This window comes from Pseudomonas sp. SYWMCR5 (genome assembly GCF_057197165.1).
The window spans coordinates 197,252-215,289 of the sequence record NZ_JBXUNH010000010.1; the positions used below are offsets into that span (position 1 = coordinate 197,252).

17 protein-coding genes and 1 pseudogene are annotated in these 18,038 nt (G+C 52.8%); 5 read left to right on the forward strand and 13 right to left on the reverse strand.

All coding sequences use genetic code 11. The features are described from left to right. Window positions 1-613 precede the first annotated feature (613 nt). From AC2CGW_RS22880 to AC2CGW_RS22895, 4 genes are all read right to left on the reverse strand, one after another. Window positions 614-1,627, reverse strand: a complete 1,014-nt coding sequence (locus tag AC2CGW_RS22880; protein ID WP_484574647.1) for a metallophosphoesterase — start codon at window positions 1,625-1,627, stop codon at window positions 614-616. 364 nt (window positions 1,628-1,991) lie between these two features. After that, the gene (locus AC2CGW_RS22885; protein WP_409262948.1) at window positions 1,992-2,315 is read right to left on the reverse strand and encodes a DUF7693 family protein; all 324 of its coding nucleotides are present in this window, start codon (window positions 2,313-2,315) and stop codon (window positions 1,992-1,994) included. 15 nt (window positions 2,316-2,330) lie between these two features. After that, the gene (locus AC2CGW_RS22890) at window positions 2,331-2,558 is read right to left on the reverse strand and encodes a hypothetical protein (protein ID WP_484574648.1); all 228 of its coding nucleotides are present in this window, start codon (window positions 2,556-2,558) and stop codon (window positions 2,331-2,333) included. Then, window positions 2,558-2,941, reverse strand: a complete 384-nt coding sequence (locus AC2CGW_RS22895; protein ID WP_409262950.1) for a hypothetical protein — start codon at window positions 2,939-2,941, stop codon at window positions 2,558-2,560. The genes AC2CGW_RS22890 and AC2CGW_RS22895 overlap by 1 nt, the downstream gene beginning before the upstream one ends. A gap of 426 nt (window positions 2,942-3,367) precedes the next feature. Here AC2CGW_RS22895 and AC2CGW_RS22900 point away from each other — a divergent pair, with 426 nt between their 5' ends. Next, window positions 3,368-3,586, forward strand: coding sequence for a hypothetical protein (locus AC2CGW_RS22900; protein WP_274140209.1), 219 nt, complete (start codon window positions 3,368-3,370; stop codon window positions 3,584-3,586). A 603-nt stretch (window positions 3,587-4,189) separates the two neighbouring features. On the opposite strand, the gene AC2CGW_RS22905 is transcribed toward AC2CGW_RS22900, so the two are convergent. From AC2CGW_RS22905 to AC2CGW_RS22930, 6 genes are all read right to left on the reverse strand, one after another. After that, window positions 4,190-4,642 (reverse strand): hypothetical protein, encoded by a 453-nt coding sequence (locus AC2CGW_RS22905; protein WP_484574649.1) that lies wholly within the window; start codon window positions 4,640-4,642, stop codon window positions 4,190-4,192. Beyond that, the gene (locus AC2CGW_RS22910; protein ID WP_484574650.1) at window positions 4,642-5,133 is read right to left on the reverse strand and encodes a hypothetical protein; all 492 of its coding nucleotides are present in this window, start codon (window positions 5,131-5,133) and stop codon (window positions 4,642-4,644) included. The genes AC2CGW_RS22905 and AC2CGW_RS22910 overlap by 1 nt, the downstream gene beginning before the upstream one ends. Beyond that, complete coding sequence (locus tag AC2CGW_RS22915) at window positions 5,130-5,522, reverse strand: hypothetical protein (RefSeq protein WP_484574651.1); 393 nt, start codon at window positions 5,520-5,522, stop codon at window positions 5,130-5,132. Before AC2CGW_RS22915 ends, AC2CGW_RS22910 begins: the two co-directional genes overlap by 4 nt. A gap of 211 nt (window positions 5,523-5,733) precedes the next feature. After that, complete coding sequence (locus AC2CGW_RS22920) at window positions 5,734-7,662, reverse strand: integrase (RefSeq protein ID WP_484574652.1); 1,929 nt, start codon at window positions 7,660-7,662, stop codon at window positions 5,734-5,736. Next, window positions 7,659-9,560, reverse strand: a complete 1,902-nt coding sequence (locus AC2CGW_RS22925; protein ID WP_484574653.1) for an integrase — start codon at window positions 9,558-9,560, stop codon at window positions 7,659-7,661. Before AC2CGW_RS22925 ends, AC2CGW_RS22920 begins: the two co-directional genes overlap by 4 nt. Then, window positions 9,547-10,968: a site-specific integrase gene (locus tag AC2CGW_RS22930; protein ID WP_484574654.1), complete on the reverse strand. Its 1,422-nt coding sequence runs from the start codon at window positions 10,966-10,968 to the stop codon at window positions 9,547-9,549. Before AC2CGW_RS22930 ends, AC2CGW_RS22925 begins: the two co-directional genes overlap by 14 nt. Window positions 10,969-11,544: 576 nt before the next feature. Here AC2CGW_RS22930 and AC2CGW_RS22935 point away from each other — a divergent pair. Continuing rightward, complete coding sequence (locus tag AC2CGW_RS22935) at window positions 11,545-12,309, forward strand: IS5 family transposase (RefSeq protein WP_484574655.1); 765 nt, start codon at window positions 11,545-11,547, stop codon at window positions 12,307-12,309. Between the two features lie 338 nt (window positions 12,310-12,647). Here AC2CGW_RS22935 and AC2CGW_RS22940 read toward each other — a convergent pair. Then, window positions 12,648-13,349: pseudogene (locus AC2CGW_RS22940) on the reverse strand (mechanosensitive ion channel domain-containing protein); the annotation flags it as partial. Between the two features lie 140 nt (window positions 13,350-13,489). Here AC2CGW_RS22940 and AC2CGW_RS22945 point away from each other — a divergent pair. Next, window positions 13,490-14,812, forward strand: coding sequence for a DEAD/DEAH box helicase (locus tag AC2CGW_RS22945; protein ID WP_186721218.1), 1,323 nt, complete (start codon window positions 13,490-13,492; stop codon window positions 14,810-14,812). A gap of 179 nt (window positions 14,813-14,991) precedes the next feature. Here AC2CGW_RS22945 and AC2CGW_RS22950 read toward each other — a convergent pair whose 3' ends face one another. After that, window positions 14,992-15,264 carry a hypothetical protein gene (locus AC2CGW_RS22950; RefSeq protein WP_288376313.1) on the reverse strand — a complete coding sequence of 91 codons (273 nt, stop codon included), beginning with the start codon at window positions 15,262-15,264 and terminating at the stop codon, window positions 14,992-14,994. A 231-nt stretch (window positions 15,265-15,495) separates the two neighbouring features. On the opposite strand from AC2CGW_RS22950, the gene AC2CGW_RS22955 reads away from it, so the two are divergent. Further along, window positions 15,496-17,313 (forward strand): VENN motif pre-toxin domain-containing protein, encoded by a 1,818-nt coding sequence (locus AC2CGW_RS22955; RefSeq protein ID WP_484574656.1) that lies wholly within the window; start codon window positions 15,496-15,498, stop codon window positions 17,311-17,313. Next, a complete protein-coding gene (locus tag AC2CGW_RS22960; RefSeq protein ID WP_186711079.1) occupies window positions 17,313-17,645 on the forward strand; it encodes a hypothetical protein in 333 nt (110 codons plus the stop codon). Before AC2CGW_RS22955 ends, AC2CGW_RS22960 begins: the two co-directional genes overlap by 1 nt. A gap of 154 nt (window positions 17,646-17,799) precedes the next feature. Here AC2CGW_RS22960 and AC2CGW_RS22965 read toward each other — a convergent pair. Next, window positions 17,800-18,038 (reverse strand): hypothetical protein (locus tag AC2CGW_RS22965; RefSeq protein WP_484574657.1); only part of this gene is annotated, 239 nt, incomplete at its 5' end.

Here is an 18,038-nt window from a genome sequence, read left to right on the forward strand (position 1 = left end):
TGGTTGGCAGAGCAGGCGGCACGAGCACTGTTCAGAGAGCTCTTCAGGGCAGTCATTCAGAGAGTGATGAAGGCCTGGTGGGGTGAGTAGCGCTTCATCCAATCCGGGGCCCGCTAAGGCGATGGCCCCGGTGGCAAATCAAGTCGAGATGGGCCTATCTGGAGTAGAGCTGGAACGCCCCAGGGAAATGGCAGAGCATCGATTTCAAGCGGTCACTGATTACCAGCTTCAGGTAATGGCCGGCCCCGCCAAAGAGGGGCATTAGCAGATGGCCTGAGATCAACTCAGAGTGCCGTCGAGTTCGAACCAGCGTCAGTGAGCGAACATTTTTTCGGATTTCATTATGCCCTGCAGCCGTTGCTGCGCTGGGGATGCCGGGGCAAATACGTTCACATTTTTCGGATATTTTTTCCGATTTAACTCGCGGGGGGTATTCGTCGTGCCTCGGCTTCGGGGGCAGATCGCTGAATTCGGTCAATCGCTTTACAGCAAGCGGAGCGCGCAGGCGTGCCGGATGAAAGCCCGCAGGGCCGAGACATCGACGTCAGGCGATGACTCGGTTTACGACAGCCGGCTCCCGTTAGGGCACGCCCGATCATCGTCTACGAGGTCATCAGTTTGCACTTCTAGGGCCGAAGAGCCGAACGAGTAAATCACCAGTAGGTGTGCCCGCGTATCGACCGTGTAGCTCTTCCAGTTTGGCCGAGCGGCGCTCCCCAGAGAGAAGACTCAATCCATGGAGAGCATTCACCAACTGCTGCATGCCGGCGATCTCGTCAGCCACGTTCAGCCAGGCGGAGCTGATCTGCTTCGCTCGGACTTCGGCTTCACGGCTAGCGATCTGGGACTCGAGCAGCTTGTTTGCGTGCACTAGGGTCTTCAGTGAGGTCAACGATCCCTCAAGCTCAATCAACTGCTCACCAAGTCGATTAACTTGATCAAGGCCTACAGGCACACCGTCGACGTAGATGGTGTCGTCCTGCACGGAGTAGATCGCCAAAGCGCCATTACCGCCACCCGTTACATCCAGGGCAAGGACATTCCCGAGTCGAAGTGCATACGGTATCCAGGTGTGGCCGACGCAAACGCGCCATGCCCCTGAGACACCTCCACGGTGATGTTTTTTGATCCGCTCGCGGCCCCACAGGGCAACGTCTTGAAGCTGTGGGTTATCAAGGCTATTGGTGAAGTCATCCCAGCTCAGCCCTACAGGCACATCCGCGTGCACTACGCCGACCAGGCCTTGTGCTGTTTCCAGCTCGATAGCCAGCGGCAAGCTTTCCAGCTTTTCGATGATCATGGGCTTCGAGCCGTCGTCTATCGTCAGCCACCATCGCGCACCATGGGCAGAGTAGGGGAGAGCGGGGTTTTCGCGATAGGCATCGATGAGCATTTGCTCGTGATTGCCCCTGACCGTGAAGAACCAGGGCTCGCCCAAGAGCTTCAGTCCATCAAACATACCTGGGCCACGATCAATGAGGTCTCCCACGGCGATCAGGCGGTCGACGGACTGGTCGAATCCAAGCGCCTTGAGGCCCTTGTGAAGCTCGATGCTTTTGAAGTGGATGTCACCTACGACGAAGTCACGACCGACCAGGTTCTGGGCAAGTTTGAGCAGATGAGGCATATGCTGCAGGCGCTCCAAAAAATCAGTCTAAAACCCCCAATATTTTACCTGACAGGGGGGCGCAAGAGGTGCTGGCAGCGCGTCATGTAATGTCCCCGAATGGGATTATTAACGTGTTTTTTGAGCTTAATGTTCCCAAATGGGGACACTATGAGTAGCGCTGATTTGGTATTGCTGTGGCAGGACTAGCAGAAGGTGCTGGAAACGCACGCGACCGAAATTGAAAGCACCAGATGCATTCGGTAGGGGGCGAATCACAGCCTCCAGAGTGAGCACATGACCTGCTGCGAAGAGATTGGTGTATTTCAAACAGGGAGGCGATCCTTCCGTGGAAAGCGGCTGCTCGCGCACGGCGTGACCACTCTCAAAGCGATCTCAGCAGGCTCTGAAGCGTTTCGTGCTCCCAGATGCTGAGCAGGGCAATCGGATCTGTCCCGTATCGATCACCAGGGTCGAAACACCAAACCCGCCCATCCGGGCTTTCGCACCGCTCGCAGTAGTCCAGCTCATCACAGTCATTGAAAACGGTGATGCGCCAACCTTCGATGTCGATCACGAAAAGGCCGACAAACATCTCGTCCCATCTCTGGTGCCCGGTCTTTCGCATCTGGCTTCGACCGAACACGACCTCTCGCAGAACCTGAGAAACCTCACGTGCCGTGAGTGAGTTCACACTCCCCTCGCTCATGTCTCTTATCCTCGATCACAGCTCTGGGCCGTGGTGCGCCTGGTAAAGCTGTTCTACAGAGGAGTACAAAGGTACTCCTTCCCTGGAATTTCCAGACTTTGGATTGTTCCATTGCTCGGGTGCATCCATGAACAGATAGGGTTTACCGTGCTTGGTGATGATGAATGAGTGCCTTTTTACGACGAGCGCGGCGAGCCGTCGAAAGCGCCTCCGCGCCTGGCTGAGTTTGATAATCTTGGGCACTAGCTTTCTCCTGCATGGGGGCTGCCATCGTGCATAGGGCAGAGCGTACTTACCCACCTGCCAGTGGAGAGCTTGCCGGGCGCACCGCACTGCTCGCAGGTCTTCAGCGACATCTGTTCGGCAAGGGCAACAGCACCCATGCAGTAGCTATCGCCACCGTCATAGAAGAAATGCAGCTCGCCAAACTTTGACTTCACCTGTGCCGCCACGACCTGTGGCACCTCTGGATGCCGATCCAAGTGCGCCTGAAGCGTGTCGCACAGGGAAACCAGAAGGTCACGCCATCCACGGCTGCAGTAGATGTCATCCACAGATGGGTCAGAGAACAGCAGCGGATAGCGTTCTCTGAACTCTGCGAGGGTGATCTCGGTTGGTGTGTCCATATTCTTGATGTGCTGAGTGTGAACTTAGAGGAGCCGAAAGATTGAAATTGGTGAGTAACCTTGATGAAGGCTATCAAGCGTTTATGTCGCTGTCGAGTGAACTTCAGGGTATGCAGTTGGCATACCCTTAGTTGCGCTAGACAACATTAGTGGAGGTGTTGATAATTGTGAGGTTTAACATTTTTTCGATATTACTAGGCATAGAAAGTGACGTACTGAAAATTATGTAGAGACCAGATCTCGATGGCATTGGCTGGAGAGTGAGAGAGCCAGTGACTTGGTGTGAGGGCTTCGTCGGCAAGCGGAGCGCGCAGGCGCGAGGATGGAAGCCCGCAGGGCCGAGACGCCGCCACCAGGCGAGCGGCTTGGTTCACGACAGCCGACCCGCCAGGGCGCGCCCGACCACGACTAATTTTTGGAGATCCCATGAGCAGAGATGCCAACGACACCGTGTACTGCAGCATTCAAATGCCGATGAGCCAGGGCCGAGAACTCCTGAAGTTGCTAGGAAAGCTCCGCGCCTCCGGTGCTCACCCATCCCTCAATTCGGTCTTCAAGGAAGCCGAGGAGGAGCTGGAGATGTCCATCGAGTTCGTCGAAGAAAGGCTTGCCGGCGAGGGCGGGCTCGGTCACAAGTCCGACTAGGGATCCACGCCATGGCCAGTGATGAGGATCTGCACCTTCGCGAAACCGCATGGAGGAAAGCACTGTGGTCGCTCGCAGATCTCACACCTGGTGATCCACGAGCCACTGACGTCCTAGCCATCCTCGATGACATCGATCCCCAAGAACAACGAGGCTCACTCCCATCAGTACCGTCCACCGAAAGGCCAGACGGAACCTTGATTGTGCGCGACCTAGACATTCCGCAGCCATGGCGAGAACGCTTTCACTGTGCGAGCCGGGGATCAACACGCCTAGTGGAAGGCACGTACTACCGGGACTGGGAGAAGTTTGTCAGCGAGTGGAAGCGTGAAATGGCCCACCTGGAACTCCACAGGCATGCACGTAAAACCGGATGAGGGTAAGTAGTACATGACGTGTACTTTAGAACCTACTCAACCTATATGCATGACTATGAATGCTTAAGGCGTCGCTGTCAGCTTAAACGACAAGCATTCATTACACATGGGTTGAGTAGGGTGTTCTAGCCTGGAACATTAGCTTTGCAGGCTGACCGCAGGAGTCCAGGTAATCCTAGTCCTCGTGGACTCAGTAAGACTACCCCGACAGCCCACCGTTTTCAACTCAAATACCCATATCTTGCTCAAGTTTCCGGCCTCTCAAGCGACGCGATGAAAATCCCAAATCAAAGAGTGTCTCGAAAAGAGCCTCATTAAAGTCATTCCATTCGGTGTCGATTGGAGGCAGCCTGTCCATAGGCCATTGCTTCTGGATCAGATCGCGCAGCATCTCACTTAGGATGTAGCAAGGATTGCTGATAGCGCTTGGTGGGCACTCGAATTGAAGCTCTTCTTTCCCTGAGACGGTGTACACATTTCGGTTGAATAGCGCTGAAACAGTAGGCTTTGAGAGTATCGGGGAAAAAGCGCTTCGAATCACATCCTCTGACAGATGGAGAGACGATAACTCCCACACCTCTTGAGTCAGTTGCTGATTCCATCCTTTTGTTTTGCCCGACCACACGATGGCCTCGCTGATCGCCTTGGTGGTAATAAATGGCTTTCGTTTTCCGCCCATCAGTTCACTCCCTTCAGTTCGTACTCATAGGCCTGGACTGCTGACTTGAGGCTGGCATGCCATTTCAGCTCCATGCTCGTAACAGCTTTCCCGATGCTCTCCAAAGCAGGTCGACCAGCCTGGGATTCATCGAAGGAAGTGGTGGTTGAAACTCGCTCTGCGCTTACAATAGAAAAGAGGCCATTTTCAGAAACGAGGAGCGTGTAGCGCATCGCGGACTCCTCATCCAGGCGCGTCCACGCATGACGTTCAGAGAGCAAGCTCTTTGGCGTCGTATCAGAAATTGCATCAGGCAATGCATCCTGCGGTTGAGCGAAGCGGAGGACAGCCTCCCTGGCCTCTTCAGGATCCATCGAAAGCCCACCTCGTTCAGTCACATAGTAGTTTTGCAACTTGTTGACGGCATCGATGAAAAGTCGTTCTCGCTTCTTCTCCCAGGCGCTTCGTTTATCCGCCCACAAAAAATTGAGGATTGTCTCCAGGGCCTTCATTTCTCCGCAGCCTTTCTGTTCTTTTCTTTCTGTGTGGCAATGTTGGTCACATTGCTCAGCGCCGAGAGATCTTTCTGCAGCTCATCAATCTGAGAAATGAGCATCAACTCCCTGGCCAAGCTGTCGTGATATAGGTCTTTGAACAATTTTTCTGCTCCCTTGTTGGGTTTGGCGCTATTTTCCTTTTTTTGTTTGGCTGCGGCTGCCTTGGTATTTTCTCGTAGTGGTTTGAAGCAATCGCGATCTTTTCTGATGGAGCCTTTTCCGCGCCCAGCTTCCAAAGCCACATTATTGATAGTGATCTTGCTGCCTGGTGGCAAAATATTTGGCTTATTATCAATCAGCCGCTGAAGGGCTTCTTCATACTGACGAACGACATCTGAAATCATGAGGTCAGGTCATCCTTAACGGTCTGAGTAAGTTGTGACTGGGAATTTGAAATTGATGCTGCGGAAGCGTTATCTTCGTGTCTGGATGAAGTCTTTTTACGGCATGCCGCTTTAGCCAACTCGTCGCAACTAATTTTTAGGCCTGATGAAACAGATTGATTGCTAACCAGTCGCTCGAGAGCTGCTTGATAAAGCTTGAGAGTATTGGATGTCATGCGATCACCTGTGAGATCTTGTCTTTGATGCGCTGAAGCATGCTGAGCTTGGTCTGCTCTATGTTGTACGCGAACGTACCTTTGGGGAGGCTTTCGATAATTTTCACTTGTATTAAGACCGCTTGGTCAAGCTTCTTTTCTTTAATGCAGGCGTTGCTGCAGTTGAGGCAGGCGACATAATTGTGATGCGCACGCTCGAAGCATTCGCCTACCTTGAGGCAACCACCCAGAATAGTTTCTTTGTAGGAAAGTAACCCCTGTTTTACTTTTTTCAGAGTTTCTGCGAAATTGGTAGCGATGTTGCCCAGGAACGAATCTTTAACGTTACGCTCATAGAAAGTTCCTGCAGCGCCATGAAGCGTTGCTTCTTCCATGATGACATCTTTCAAGAACAAACTGGCTTCTGCTGGTACTGCTTGCTCTCTAAAGTATTTGGCGGTTTCAGGATTTAGATCCTCGAATAGGTATTTAGCTGTGGCAAAACCTTTGGTGTAGTACAGTGACATTTGCAGCAGGGTATGTTGTAACATCCGTTTTAAGGAGGGCAGCGATACCAAGCCACTTTGTGCAGCATATACTGCCATTGAGCGTCTGAACTGGTGGGTGGTTAATCGCCAATTTTCACCCGGTTGGAATTCAGGCTGAGATTGCCAGTCCCTGAGAGGATCCAGCATCAATAGCTCATTAAAATCTTCGGGATTGATAATCGTGGCTGGAAAGGTTTCTTCCCATTTAGAAGGGGCAAGCATAACTTGAGTTAGTTTTGTTGATTTAGACTTTTTATTATAGTAATTAGAGGTTGGCAAGTAAGTGACCGATAGAAATAAGAGATCCTGGGTGTTGACGTATTTTGGCATGTGCTGCTTGATGAGCTGTGTGATTCTCATGGCTGTTTCGTAAGGGTAGAGAATGTCTGCGGAAGTTATCCATTTGGCTGGGCGAGGCAGCTTCGTTAGTTTTATTGTTAGGCCATGCACTATATAGGTGTCTTTTGAGATTTTCTCAATGCAGTTCTCCTTCAATAGGTACGCTTCTCGTTCCCGCATTGCTGTAAATGTATGTATAAGCATTTTGGCCGCATAGTAACAGCGGTTGAGATAGTTTCCGACGTTTGCTAGTTGATTGAAGTTGTATTTTTCGCTTAATTTGGTGAGGCCGCACTCATCTATGGCTTGGCTAAAAGGCACGTTAGGCAGCGCTGGATTTTTGGATATTTGTTTCATCCTGCCGTAGTAAGGGTTGGCTGCAACTCGCTGGTTAAGTTCTTCAATATTTTCAGCAATCGAGTTATATTCCTCTAAAATCTCTTTGTAGTTTGAAATTTTCTCAAATAGGATACGGCCTGGGATAACTGGGTGTTGCTCTGACTCGTCATTGGACTCTCGGATAAGTTGATCTATTAGCTTGAGAGCGAGTGGGGAGACCGGGTGGATGAAATCTTCAACGACTTTGTTGAGCATGGTTTGGAGGATTCGGAGATTAATTAGCGATTCAACCTCTCGAATATAGTCCCCGAACTCAATTGGGTTCTCAAAAAGTTCTGCTACTGTCATTCCTTTCTCTGAAGCGAATGCGTGGACTTTACGAAGAGCTCCAAGGTTTGACATAACACCGTCGTGGCTAGGGTAAGAGCCTGTTCTCCTAGACGGACGAAAAATCTGTGTACAGATTATTTTTTTTACCTGAGCTAGGCTTTCAATCTCTATTTTGTTTTTTGTGCTGAATTTGGAGAAGCATATAGTAGACTCCTTGAGATGATGATTGCTTAGCTGAGGTGTAGTCCATTTGTTGTGAGCAAGGATCGAAATTATGTGGCCGTCTTTGTCACGGCTGATGACCGTGTCGTCATTAATCTCGGATACTTCCATATTTAGGTAAGCATCGTTGCCGTTGTTGACGTGTTTGCGAGCGTTAGTCGATTTCATTTGATCGCTCCAATGCGTACTAGGTTGTCAAGAAGTGCGGCCCAGTAGTCGGTTAGGATTTCGTTGGTAAATACCTCTTTTTCAATCTGGTCTATCGAGTCGCTAATCTCTGTGGAGATGTCTCGCAGCTTTCCAATGATGTAGTTGATTTTTTGCATAGTCGCTCCATTCAGGTTTTCGAATTCTTCAGCTGAAACGGACTGGCTTCGTATTTGCTCAAGGAAATATCGGAGGCTGATCAGTTTTCGGATGTCGTTATTTGTGGCGTGGGCAACAAAGTGTTCGCAAAACAGGCATGTGATAAAATTGCTGCACGACGGTTCGACCACTGGATGGTCGATTTCAACTAACGGAATTGCGTTTCCAGATTCAATGCAGTGTCCTGGCGGAATGCTTATTTGTTTTCGTCTTTTCCGATTTTTCTTGTGCGCTTTTGAAAATAAATTGTAATAAGCACTAACTTCTTTGATGGCCACGTCATCGGCAGCGGTTGAATACGCCTTTGCGATTGTGCCAACACTGCTCTGCATGATTTGGTTGGCAGCTACAACACCGAACTCTTTCAGTAGGTAGTTATATTTGTATAGCCTGAGTTTACGGTAGCTTAAGTAAGGAAAGTTTTCGTCTAAGATTTCTCGGATGGAATCCCCTAGTTTTCTAAGAGCGTTAGGTTGCAACGGTCGCCACCGCTTCTCAAGTGAAATCGAAATTTGAAGGAACAGGGATTTGCTTGGCCTATCCCTTGTGAGGAATGCTCTTAGTTTCAAGAAAATCTCAAAATCTTTCACAAAGCGAGTTGTGATAGTGAAACTCTGTACTTTTCTTCCCGCTCGCCATTTCACCGTTCTGAAGCCTTGCACGCTCGGGGTGATCTCGTACTCACCGGTTAACCATTCCAGGTCTCTTATCTGCTGTTCGTTCATACCGGTGTTGGCTGCAAACATTAATAGAAAGCTATCATGTGCCCACTTGCCGAGGCGCTGTCTGTGAGCAGTTAGCACATAGGGATCTTTATTCTCATTTTCGATTGTTTCTAAGGCTCGGTAATAACGCTCAATGCGATATCTATCCGTCTGCGGTATTAAAGTGCCTGTCTTGTAGTGCCAAAGCGCTGTGATGAATTCAGGTGGCTGTGCTCTCCGCGTGTGGCATAACCATTGGACAGGAAATACCCAAAGATTTTCGTCCATTAAATTAACTTTAAATGGGTACTTCCATCCATTCAGTAAAGCATCCGCAAGTTCCTTGAAGATTTCAGTGCACAACCCTAGCCCATGAGCGACTTCTTTTTCTGAAGGTACAGGTGTTGGTGTGTATTGGCGGCCAATAGGCACCTTCGGAAGGGCTTGCTTGAAGTTAATGGTTGTCTCTGGGAAGAACCAGTAAAGTACGGTAAAGGGGGCGCTTTGTTTTAGTATGGCGGTATGATATGAGTATGTCCCGCCCATGTGTATTTCGTAAATGTAATTTGAGTATTCTGAATAAGCTTCGTAGTACATCTCAACGTTATCAAATAAATCCGGGTATCCGTTTTCGTAACTCCAGCAGAGGAACATATTGAGTTCTCGTGCATTTGAAATGAAAGTAGACTGGCTGATCGCACCTGTTTTGACCGCCGTAACGGCGTTTCTTGCCCAGCCATCAAACGCTTTGCACCTGTTTTCGTCTAGGTCGAATTTCTGGCACTGATATAATGAGGTGTTCGCTATACGATAGCGGTTGCGAAAGCAATGTGACCCTACATGGAACACAGCTTCATCTTTAGTCGCAAAGGCAACTCTATGAATCCCTAATTCATCAATTTTGGCATCGATTTCTTGTAGGGAGAGCTTGTCAATATCCACAATGGTGATGCCGGAGCCCTGGCGTAGATACGACTTGATCTTAACTGTATACATGGTTCTCCGATATTCTCTGCAAGTGTTGCTCAAACATGCTTTGGGCTTCGAATGCCAATTCTTTATCTTCGAGATAATTCAGATACCTTTCCGTGGTGCTTCTTTCGGCATGCCCCATGCGCTGTTGGACTTTTCCTAGTGCTCGTGTGTAAGCAACTGAGTCTGCTGGCAAACCTTTAAGCTTTTGCTCAAGGAGGTTCATGCCGAAACACGCCCTCAGGTTGTGAAAGCGAAACTTGAATGGTGATTCAAGTTTGTTTAGAGCAGGTTGAAGCGTCTCGGAAACGAATTTTCGAACAGAGTTCCCTTCTTGGATCGGGTTGTCCTGTCCTCTCCTCATGTCGCTTTTCGCAATGTGAAACGGGTTTCCACGAGATGTGAGGAATACATATTGAGCGCCATCTGTTGGTTGGCCCGCCTTAGAAGCTCTTTTTTTATATCGTTCAGAATTTATGTATGTGTAAATGAGACGGTTTAGCCATGATGGAACATAAATATTCATTAGCTTATCGTTTTTGTTATCGACGGTGGTGCGGTGCCCTATGCTTATGGCTACTTCTGTCCCTTTCACTAATTCGGGATTTATTATGTCAGTGGTTCTTAGGGTGTATGTTGCCAGCGAGCGTGCTCCGCTTGTGAGTGCAACAAGGAAGCTAAGAATCATCTCTGTGTTTTGTGTTTCGAAAAGAATTCTGACGAGTGTACGTTGTTGCTCTTGGCAATATGGATATAGCTTGCCGCCATCTATAATGTACTTACCTGTATTGACTTCTTTTGATTGTTTTATGTGGAGATCTGTGACGGTGACTTCTCTGCCGCTACTAAATCCTTGTTGATTGGTGTAGCGAATGTATTTCTTTACCTCAATCCAAAGATCTTGAGTGGGGTGGTAATCAAAACGGTTTTTCATCCAGCGATAGAAATTTACTACTGCACTAATGCGAGAATTGGCCGTAGAAACTGCAAGTAAGTTGCCGTTTATCCGTTCTTCAAGTTCGGCTCTGTAATGGTAAGTAGGCCGAATGCTCTTTCTGAGTGGGGTTGAAAGATAGTCTATTTGATCAGCGGACAACGTATTTATGAAATCTACTAAGCCCTTTGCATACGATCTCAGAGTCTGGTCAGAAGGAGGGTTGTACTCTGACGCTCTTGACAGAATGTAAAGAGACCCGTGGTGCCATATGGTGCCGTCTGGTTTAAGAATAACCGGCACGTTCCTCAGTTCGTACTTCCCCGAATCGCTCTTGAACGGTCGGATAACGTATTTACCTTGGATGATAGCCGCCGCTTCTGGTACTTCATCGTTTGCAGCTTTTTCGGCCTTGAATACGGAGATGCGAGGAAGCACTACAAATCGATACTTCCTGTATGGAGTCTGGCGAGGTTGTCGGTTGACTGCTGCAGGCATGTTTACACGGGCAGGGTGGCTTCGGGTAGGGGATTTAAAGTTCTAGAGCTATCACTGTCAAGCATCATTCAAAGTATGCTGTTAGTATCCTCTAAGGCGGTTTTTTGAGTTTTCTCCAATAATATTTTATTAATTGACAATTTAATTTTTTGTTCGCTTTATTGTGTCTTGTTTAGCGCTTTTCTCTCAGCCCTTACGGCTCTAGGGTTTGAGGTTTTTGACAGCTGGCTTAAAGGTGAGATGGGGGCGATTGGATGTATATATATGCGACAGATTTTCAATAGAAAGATCAATAGCTGGGTGTTATGTTATCTAAAATAAAAAAGCCTTGATTGGTGACCAACGGTTGCCAAACCGGCTGCTGGAGAGAGGGCTCTGAGACGAAGCCATCGTCAGGAAGGTGTGGTGTTGTGGGTGCGGCTCCAAGACTAGAAGGGTGCACTCCGACCTACCAAAGCAAGGGCGGCGCTCACTGGCGATCTAGGCTCTGTCCGGAACACCGAGAAACCCAGTCGGCGCCTCTCGAACGCAGAGATTTTGTAGAGGCACCCGCCATCGACGGAAGGGAATTCCGTGATGGCATGGCGTTACAAACTCTCTGACGAAGCCTGGGCAGTGGTTTCCGGTCTCTACATTGAAACCCGTGGTTGCGGGCGGCGCAGGCTGAGTAACCGACTGATGCTAGATGGCGTGCTTTGGGTACTCTGCTCGAGCACTGGCCGGCGAGACATGCCGGAGCGCTGCGGCCCATGGTCAACGGTGTATCAAATTTTTCGGGGCTGGCGCAAATTGGGGACATTCGATCAGGTGCTCAAAGGCTTCCGCCTGAAATTGAGTGAGGAAGGCTCAATCGATCTGCAGACCTTGATGATCGACTCGACCGCAGTTCATGCAACCCGAGCCTCATCTGGCGCTCGGAAAGCAGAGAGGGGCGACGAGCATGCCGATCACGCTTTATGCCGCAGTCGCAGTGGCATGACAGCCAAATCCTCATGCTCTGCGTCGCCAACGGGACACCGTTGCGCTTCCACCCACGCGCAACCATTGCTGGACGAACTCAGCATTCCATCGGCCCAACGTGGCCGCCTAGGTAGACGCTGCAAGTGGTTGTTTGCCGACAAGGGCTACGACGCCCAAGCCCAAGCCCAAGCCCATGCCAGGCTTGTTGATCGGCTCAAGAATCTGCAGCGCAACATCATCGAGCGCATTTTGGGCTGGCTGAATGAGAACCGTCGGATCGTGACACGCTTCCACGAGCTCGCGAAAAACTATGCCGTCATGGTCTCGCTGGCTTGTTCGGCCAGTGATGAGTATTCCGAGGTCTCGCACAGCTCAGGTTGAAATCTGACTCACGCTGTAACTCCCTCGCACCCGTTGTGAAAAATGGACACTAGGCCAGGGTTCATTAACCGAAGGCCTGGAGCCATAGGCGGGCCGACATTTGAGTAAGTGACCTGAGAGGCCTAGGAGCACGCACCAGCCTTAATGCATTTCTGGTGGTTTATAGAGGAAGGGGAACGCTGGCCTATAGCCGTAATCTTGGACTACCAGCACAGCCTGTTGACGAAACGAAGGAGATGGGCGCTTGCCGTCTTGCTAGTAAGAATTCTTGAAGACAAGGCTGTCCATTTTTTTGAAGAACTCACAGGGATCAGTCAATCGGTGAAAACTCACGGGTGGTTCTGCACCTTGACCGTGTGCAGGGTGATGTCGATCACATCGCCATCGGCGCCGACCTGGGGCATCTCGATCCAGTCGCCAACGTGCAGCATGTCGTTGCTGGTCAACTGCACGCTGGCAACGAACGACAGCAACGTATCCTTGTACACCAACAGCAGCACCGCCGACATTGCACCCAGGCCCGACAGCAGCAACAGCGGCGAGCGGTCGATCAGGGTGGCGACGATGACGATGGCACTGAACACCCACAGCGCCATCTTCGCCAGTTGCACATAGCCCTTGATCGAGCGGGTGCGTGCGTGTTCGGTGCGGGCGTAGATGTCCAGCAGGGCGTCGAGCAGGCACGACACCGCCAGGGTCATGAACAGCAGGGTGAAGGCCAGCGCAAGGTTGCCCAGGAAATGCTGCGCGGTATCGGACAACTCCGGCACCAGGCGCAGGCCGAACTGCACCACCAGTGACGGCGTGGTCTGCGCCAGGCGCTGCAGTACCTTGTTGTCGCGCAGGTCATCGAGCCACCGGAGCGTGGGCTGACGGGCCAGCAGACGGCTGACGTGCACCACCAGCAGGCGTGCCAGGCGGCCTACCAGCAGCGATACCAGCAACAGCACGCCAAGGCCGAGGGCCGCGTGCAGCAGTGGATGTTGGTCGAGAACGCCCCAGAGGTCGAGGGTGTCGTGCCAGAGTCGTTGGATGTCCATGGGATAAGGCCGATATTCACAGTAAACGAAGCGCAGTCGATGCGCGGAAGTCGCTGATGGTGCCAAAAGAAACTCGGCTCTGGCCACGGAAAACGTTACCCTATGCAACCGAATTGTCCGCATCTGTCTGAGGTACACCCGTGTTTTCCCAATTCGCCCTGCACGAACGCCTGCTCAAAGCCGTGGCCGAGCTTAAATTTGTCGAGCCGACCCCGGTGCAGGCGGCGGCCATTCCCCTGGCCCTGCAAGGGCGTGACCTGCGGGTCACGGCGCAGACCGGCAGCGGCAAGACCGCAGCCTTCGTGCTGCCGCTGCTCAACCGCCTGGTCGACCTGAGCGGGCCGCGGGTCGAGATCCGTGCGCTGATCCTGCTGCCGACCCGCGAGCTGGCCCAGCAGACCCTCAAGCAGGTGCAGCTGTTCTCGCAGTTCACCTACATCAAGTCTGGCCTGGTCACTGGCGGCGAAGACTTCAAGGAGCAGGCCGCGATGCTGCGCAAGGTGCCGGACGTGCTGATCGGCACCCCGGGCCGTTTGCTCGAGCACCTCAACGCGGGCAACCTCGACCTCTCGCACGTGCAGGTGATGATCCTCGACGAAGCCGACCGCATGCTCGACATGGGCTTTGCCGAAGACATGGAGCGCCTGTGCAAGGAGTGCGAGAACCGCGAGCAGACCCTGCTGTTCTCCGCCACCACCGGCGGTGCAGCGCTGCGCGACATCATCGGCAAGGTATTGAAAGACCCTGAGCACCTGATGCTCAACAGCGTCTCGCAACTGGCCGAAGGCACCCGTCAGCAGATCATCACCGCCGACCACGACCAGCATAAAGAAGCGATCGTGCAGTGGCTGCTGGCCAACGAGACCTTCGACAAGGCGATCATCTTCACCAACACCCGCGCCCTGGCCGACCGCATCTACGGTCACCTGGTGGCCAAGGACGTGAAGGCCTTCGTCCTGCATGGCGAGAAGGACCAGAAGGACCGCAAGCTGGCCATCGAGCGCTTCAAGCAGGGCAGCTCCAAAGTGCTGGTAGCCACCGACGTGGCGGCCCGTGGCCTGGACATCGACGGCCTGGACCTGGTGATCAACTTCGACATGCCGCGCAGTGGTGACGAGTACGTGCACCGTGTGGGCCGTACCGGCCGTGCCGGTGGCGAAGGCCTGGCGATCTCACTGATCACCCATAACGACTGGAACCTGATGTCGAGCATCGAGCGCTACCTGAAGCAGCAGTTCGAACGCCGGGTCATCAAGGAGGTCAAGGGCACCTACAGCGGGCCGAAGAAGGTCAAGGCTTCGGGCAAGGCGGTTGGCGCGAAGAAGAAAAAGGTCGACAAGAAGACCGGCGACAAAAAGGCCGCCGCCAAGCGCAAGCCGACCGCCAAGCCGCGCCCGAACGCGCCGCTGGCCAGCGCCGATGGCCTGGCACCGCTGAAAAAGCGTACGCCTAAGGCAGAATAACCCCCCATCCCTGTGGGAGCGGCCTCGTGCCGCGATCGGGCGCGAAGCGGCCGCAACCCAGTCACCGCGGTGTTCCAGAGACATCCCGGCGGCCTGGTTTGCGGTCGCGTCGCGTCCGATCGCGGCACAAGCCGGGGCGCCGAACTGCCACTCCCACAAAGAGCGTCAGGCTTCTTGATTCAGCCCGCCTTTTGCTCCGCCTCTTTCAACTCCTTCACCCGCTTGTCGATCAGCTGGCATTTGTCCGGCAAGTCCTTGCTCGCCGTCCCCAGATCCATGCCCTGGAGCTCATCGTTGATCTCCTTGGCCTTCTGCGGGTTCTGCTCGGTCAGTTGTGTCACCAGCTTGGCCAGTTCCTCGCGCTTTTGCGTGGCTTCTTCCGGTGTGCAGGCCCAGGCGGGCAGGGCGCAGGACAGGCTGGCGAAGAGGGTGATGCGGCACAGGGTGTTCATGGGCTTGGCCTCATGGCGGGGGTATCCGGTTGAGGTTTGACGGGCGCTGAAAGTTCATACCATCGATGGCCTGTAACGATTCAGCCACAAGGCTTGTCCTTGAGCGTTTGCTCGGTTTTTTGGGCGATGGGGCATCCTCGCACCATTAAAATTTTCAGATTTTGGGCAATTGACCCTGTAGTGATTGCGCAATAGCATCGCCCGCCAATTTGCCATGCTCCAGGGAAAGGTATGTCGGTTGATAGATCGCACGCGCAAGGATGGGCCCTCTGTGCACTGTTTCTGAGTTTCTGCCACGTCCAGGCCCAGGCCGCCTCGCCCGGCGACCAGGACCTGATCCGCGAACGCCAGAACCGTCTGCTCGAAGAACAGCAACGCCGTCTCGACGAGTTGCGCGCCCTGCCGGGCAAAGACGCCGGGCAGGTAGAGGCACCGTCGCGAGAAGACACCCGCTGCTTCACCATCCGCACCATTACCCTGAAGGGCGCCGACAGCCTTTCCCCGGGGGAACGCGAGCGCCTGTTGGCGCCGTTCATTGGCCAGTGCCTGGGCGTCAGTCAGCTCAACGATCTGCTCAAGGTCATCACCAACCATTATCTGGACCGTGGCCGGGTGACCAAGCGGGCCGTGGGTGAGCGTGGTAGCGAGTCGGCAAGCGACTATGCCGAGAAGGTCCGCCACAGCAGTGTCTACCAGGACGCTATGCAACGTTACGGTACCGGCAGCGATCTGCAGCGTGCCGCGCAGGCGGTTACGGCGGCGCTACAAGGTTTGGCTGGCGGCAACCTGGCCGGCGCGCTGGCTGGTGCTTCGGCGCCGTATCTGGCGCAACAGATCAAGCAGGTGGCCGGTGACAACGATGCCGCGCGGCTGATGGCCCATGCGGTGCTGGGTGCGCTGGTCGCACAGGTCCAGGGGAGCGGTGCGGCGGCGGGTGCGGCGGGTGCTGTGACAGGGGAGCTGATCGCTACCCGTCTGTATCCAGGCAAGCCGCCAAGTGAGTTGAGCGAGGAGGAGAAACAGACCGTTTCAGCGCTTGCGACCTTGGCCTCTGGTCTGGCGGGTGCCGTGGCAGGAGGGGATGGCAGCGGCGCGTTGGCGGGGTCTCAGGCAGGCAAGAATGCGGTGGAGAACAACCACCTAACCCTGGACGGGCGAATGTACCTCGTGCAGAAGGAACGTCAGTTCGCCCAGGAATGCCCGGGAGGTGCTGGCAGTTCCGGTGCTTGCCAGGCTCTGGCGGACAAGATTGGTGAGTTGCGCAAGCTGGGCGAGAGCGTGCTTGAGCATGAGACGGTGGCCGTCGCCTCTGACATGGGGCCGGATAATTCGCTAACGCACAAACCCGGCGACCTCGTTCCATGCGCGACCGCCAATGGTTATTGCCGTGTGAGCCATGAAGTTGTTGAGACGGCCGCGGGCAAGGAGTGGAAGCTGGTAGCCGTCAGCGATGCGGAAGCTGCAGGCGCAAAGCAGAAGAACCTGATGGTGCAGGAGCGCCGGGCGGTCGAGGCGAAGCAGTGGCTAGCGTCGGTGTATGCGGAGGGCTGTGGCGGGCTGGGGCTGGTTGGCGCGGGTTGCCAGCTGCTGGTTACGGCCGGGGCGTCGAATCCGATCACGGGGGAGGTGCCGGAGACGGGGGAGCGGTTGTTGGCGGCGGCTACCCTAGCGCTTAATATGGCTGGGCTGTATGGTGGGGTTGGTGCAAAAGCGACAGGAGCTGCCGGTGAAAGTGCAGGCGCCATGCGCCGATTGGACTATGAAGCTGCTCCCTACCACGGGAAAGTCGATAATGCAGTTAAGAGTCGTGCTCCGGTTAATGGTCAAGAAGCGCTAGATTTTTCGATTCAAGTTAAACCAACATCCCCTCGCCGAGTCGGAATTGACTACGATTCTAAAGAATTTGTTGTTTTTGACAAAACGCTAGATACGACTTATCACGGCCATGTCCGCTCTTGGAGTGACTTGCATCCAGACATGCAAAAAGCCCTGCAACAGGCCGGTATGGCTGATCGTAAAGGTAATATTCTTACTGGTGGGAAGCGATAATGAACTATCAAGACTCCAAATCTTATAACAAGCTAGATTTAGAAAAAGCTTTTGCTTCGAGGGATGTTAAGAGTATTTGTGAGGCACTTGTTTTCGTTGCTTTAAATGATTCTGATTGGAGATGGGTGCAGAATAAATGCTTAGAATTTCTCAGCGACGAAAGCCCTGATGTTAGAGGGCTTGCAGCAACTTGTCTTGGGCATATAGCAAGGATTCACCGCCAGCTTGATAAAGAAAAAGTACTCATTGCTCTTCGTGAACATCTAGATGACAATATCATCTCGGGGCAAATTGCGGATGCTCTAGACGATATCGATATGTTTTTGAGGTAGTGTCAAATTGGTATTGTCACGCTTATGTTGATTTGTAAAAGTCTCGTATCGAGCTGATCTGACATGTCCAAGCACACTATCCCACCCAGCACCGGCCTCGCGCCGGTGTTTTTTATCTGACTTTTGATTTTTCGACTTTTATTTAGCCGCTCGTTTATTCCTTCCCTTTAGTCGCTGGCCCTGCTGCACGGGCAATGGCCCCGGCTACCTGGTGTTTAACAATCACCGCATCAAGCAGACCACGTACCAGTTCTTGCTCTTCCATAGGCATGCGTGAAATCGCTTCGAACTGGTAGCGCAGGCGATCATCTGTAAGCGCTCCATGAACCCCACCTAACCAACGATGGGCAGAGCACTCAGCTATGTATTTGAGGTGTGCAATTCCACGGCAGC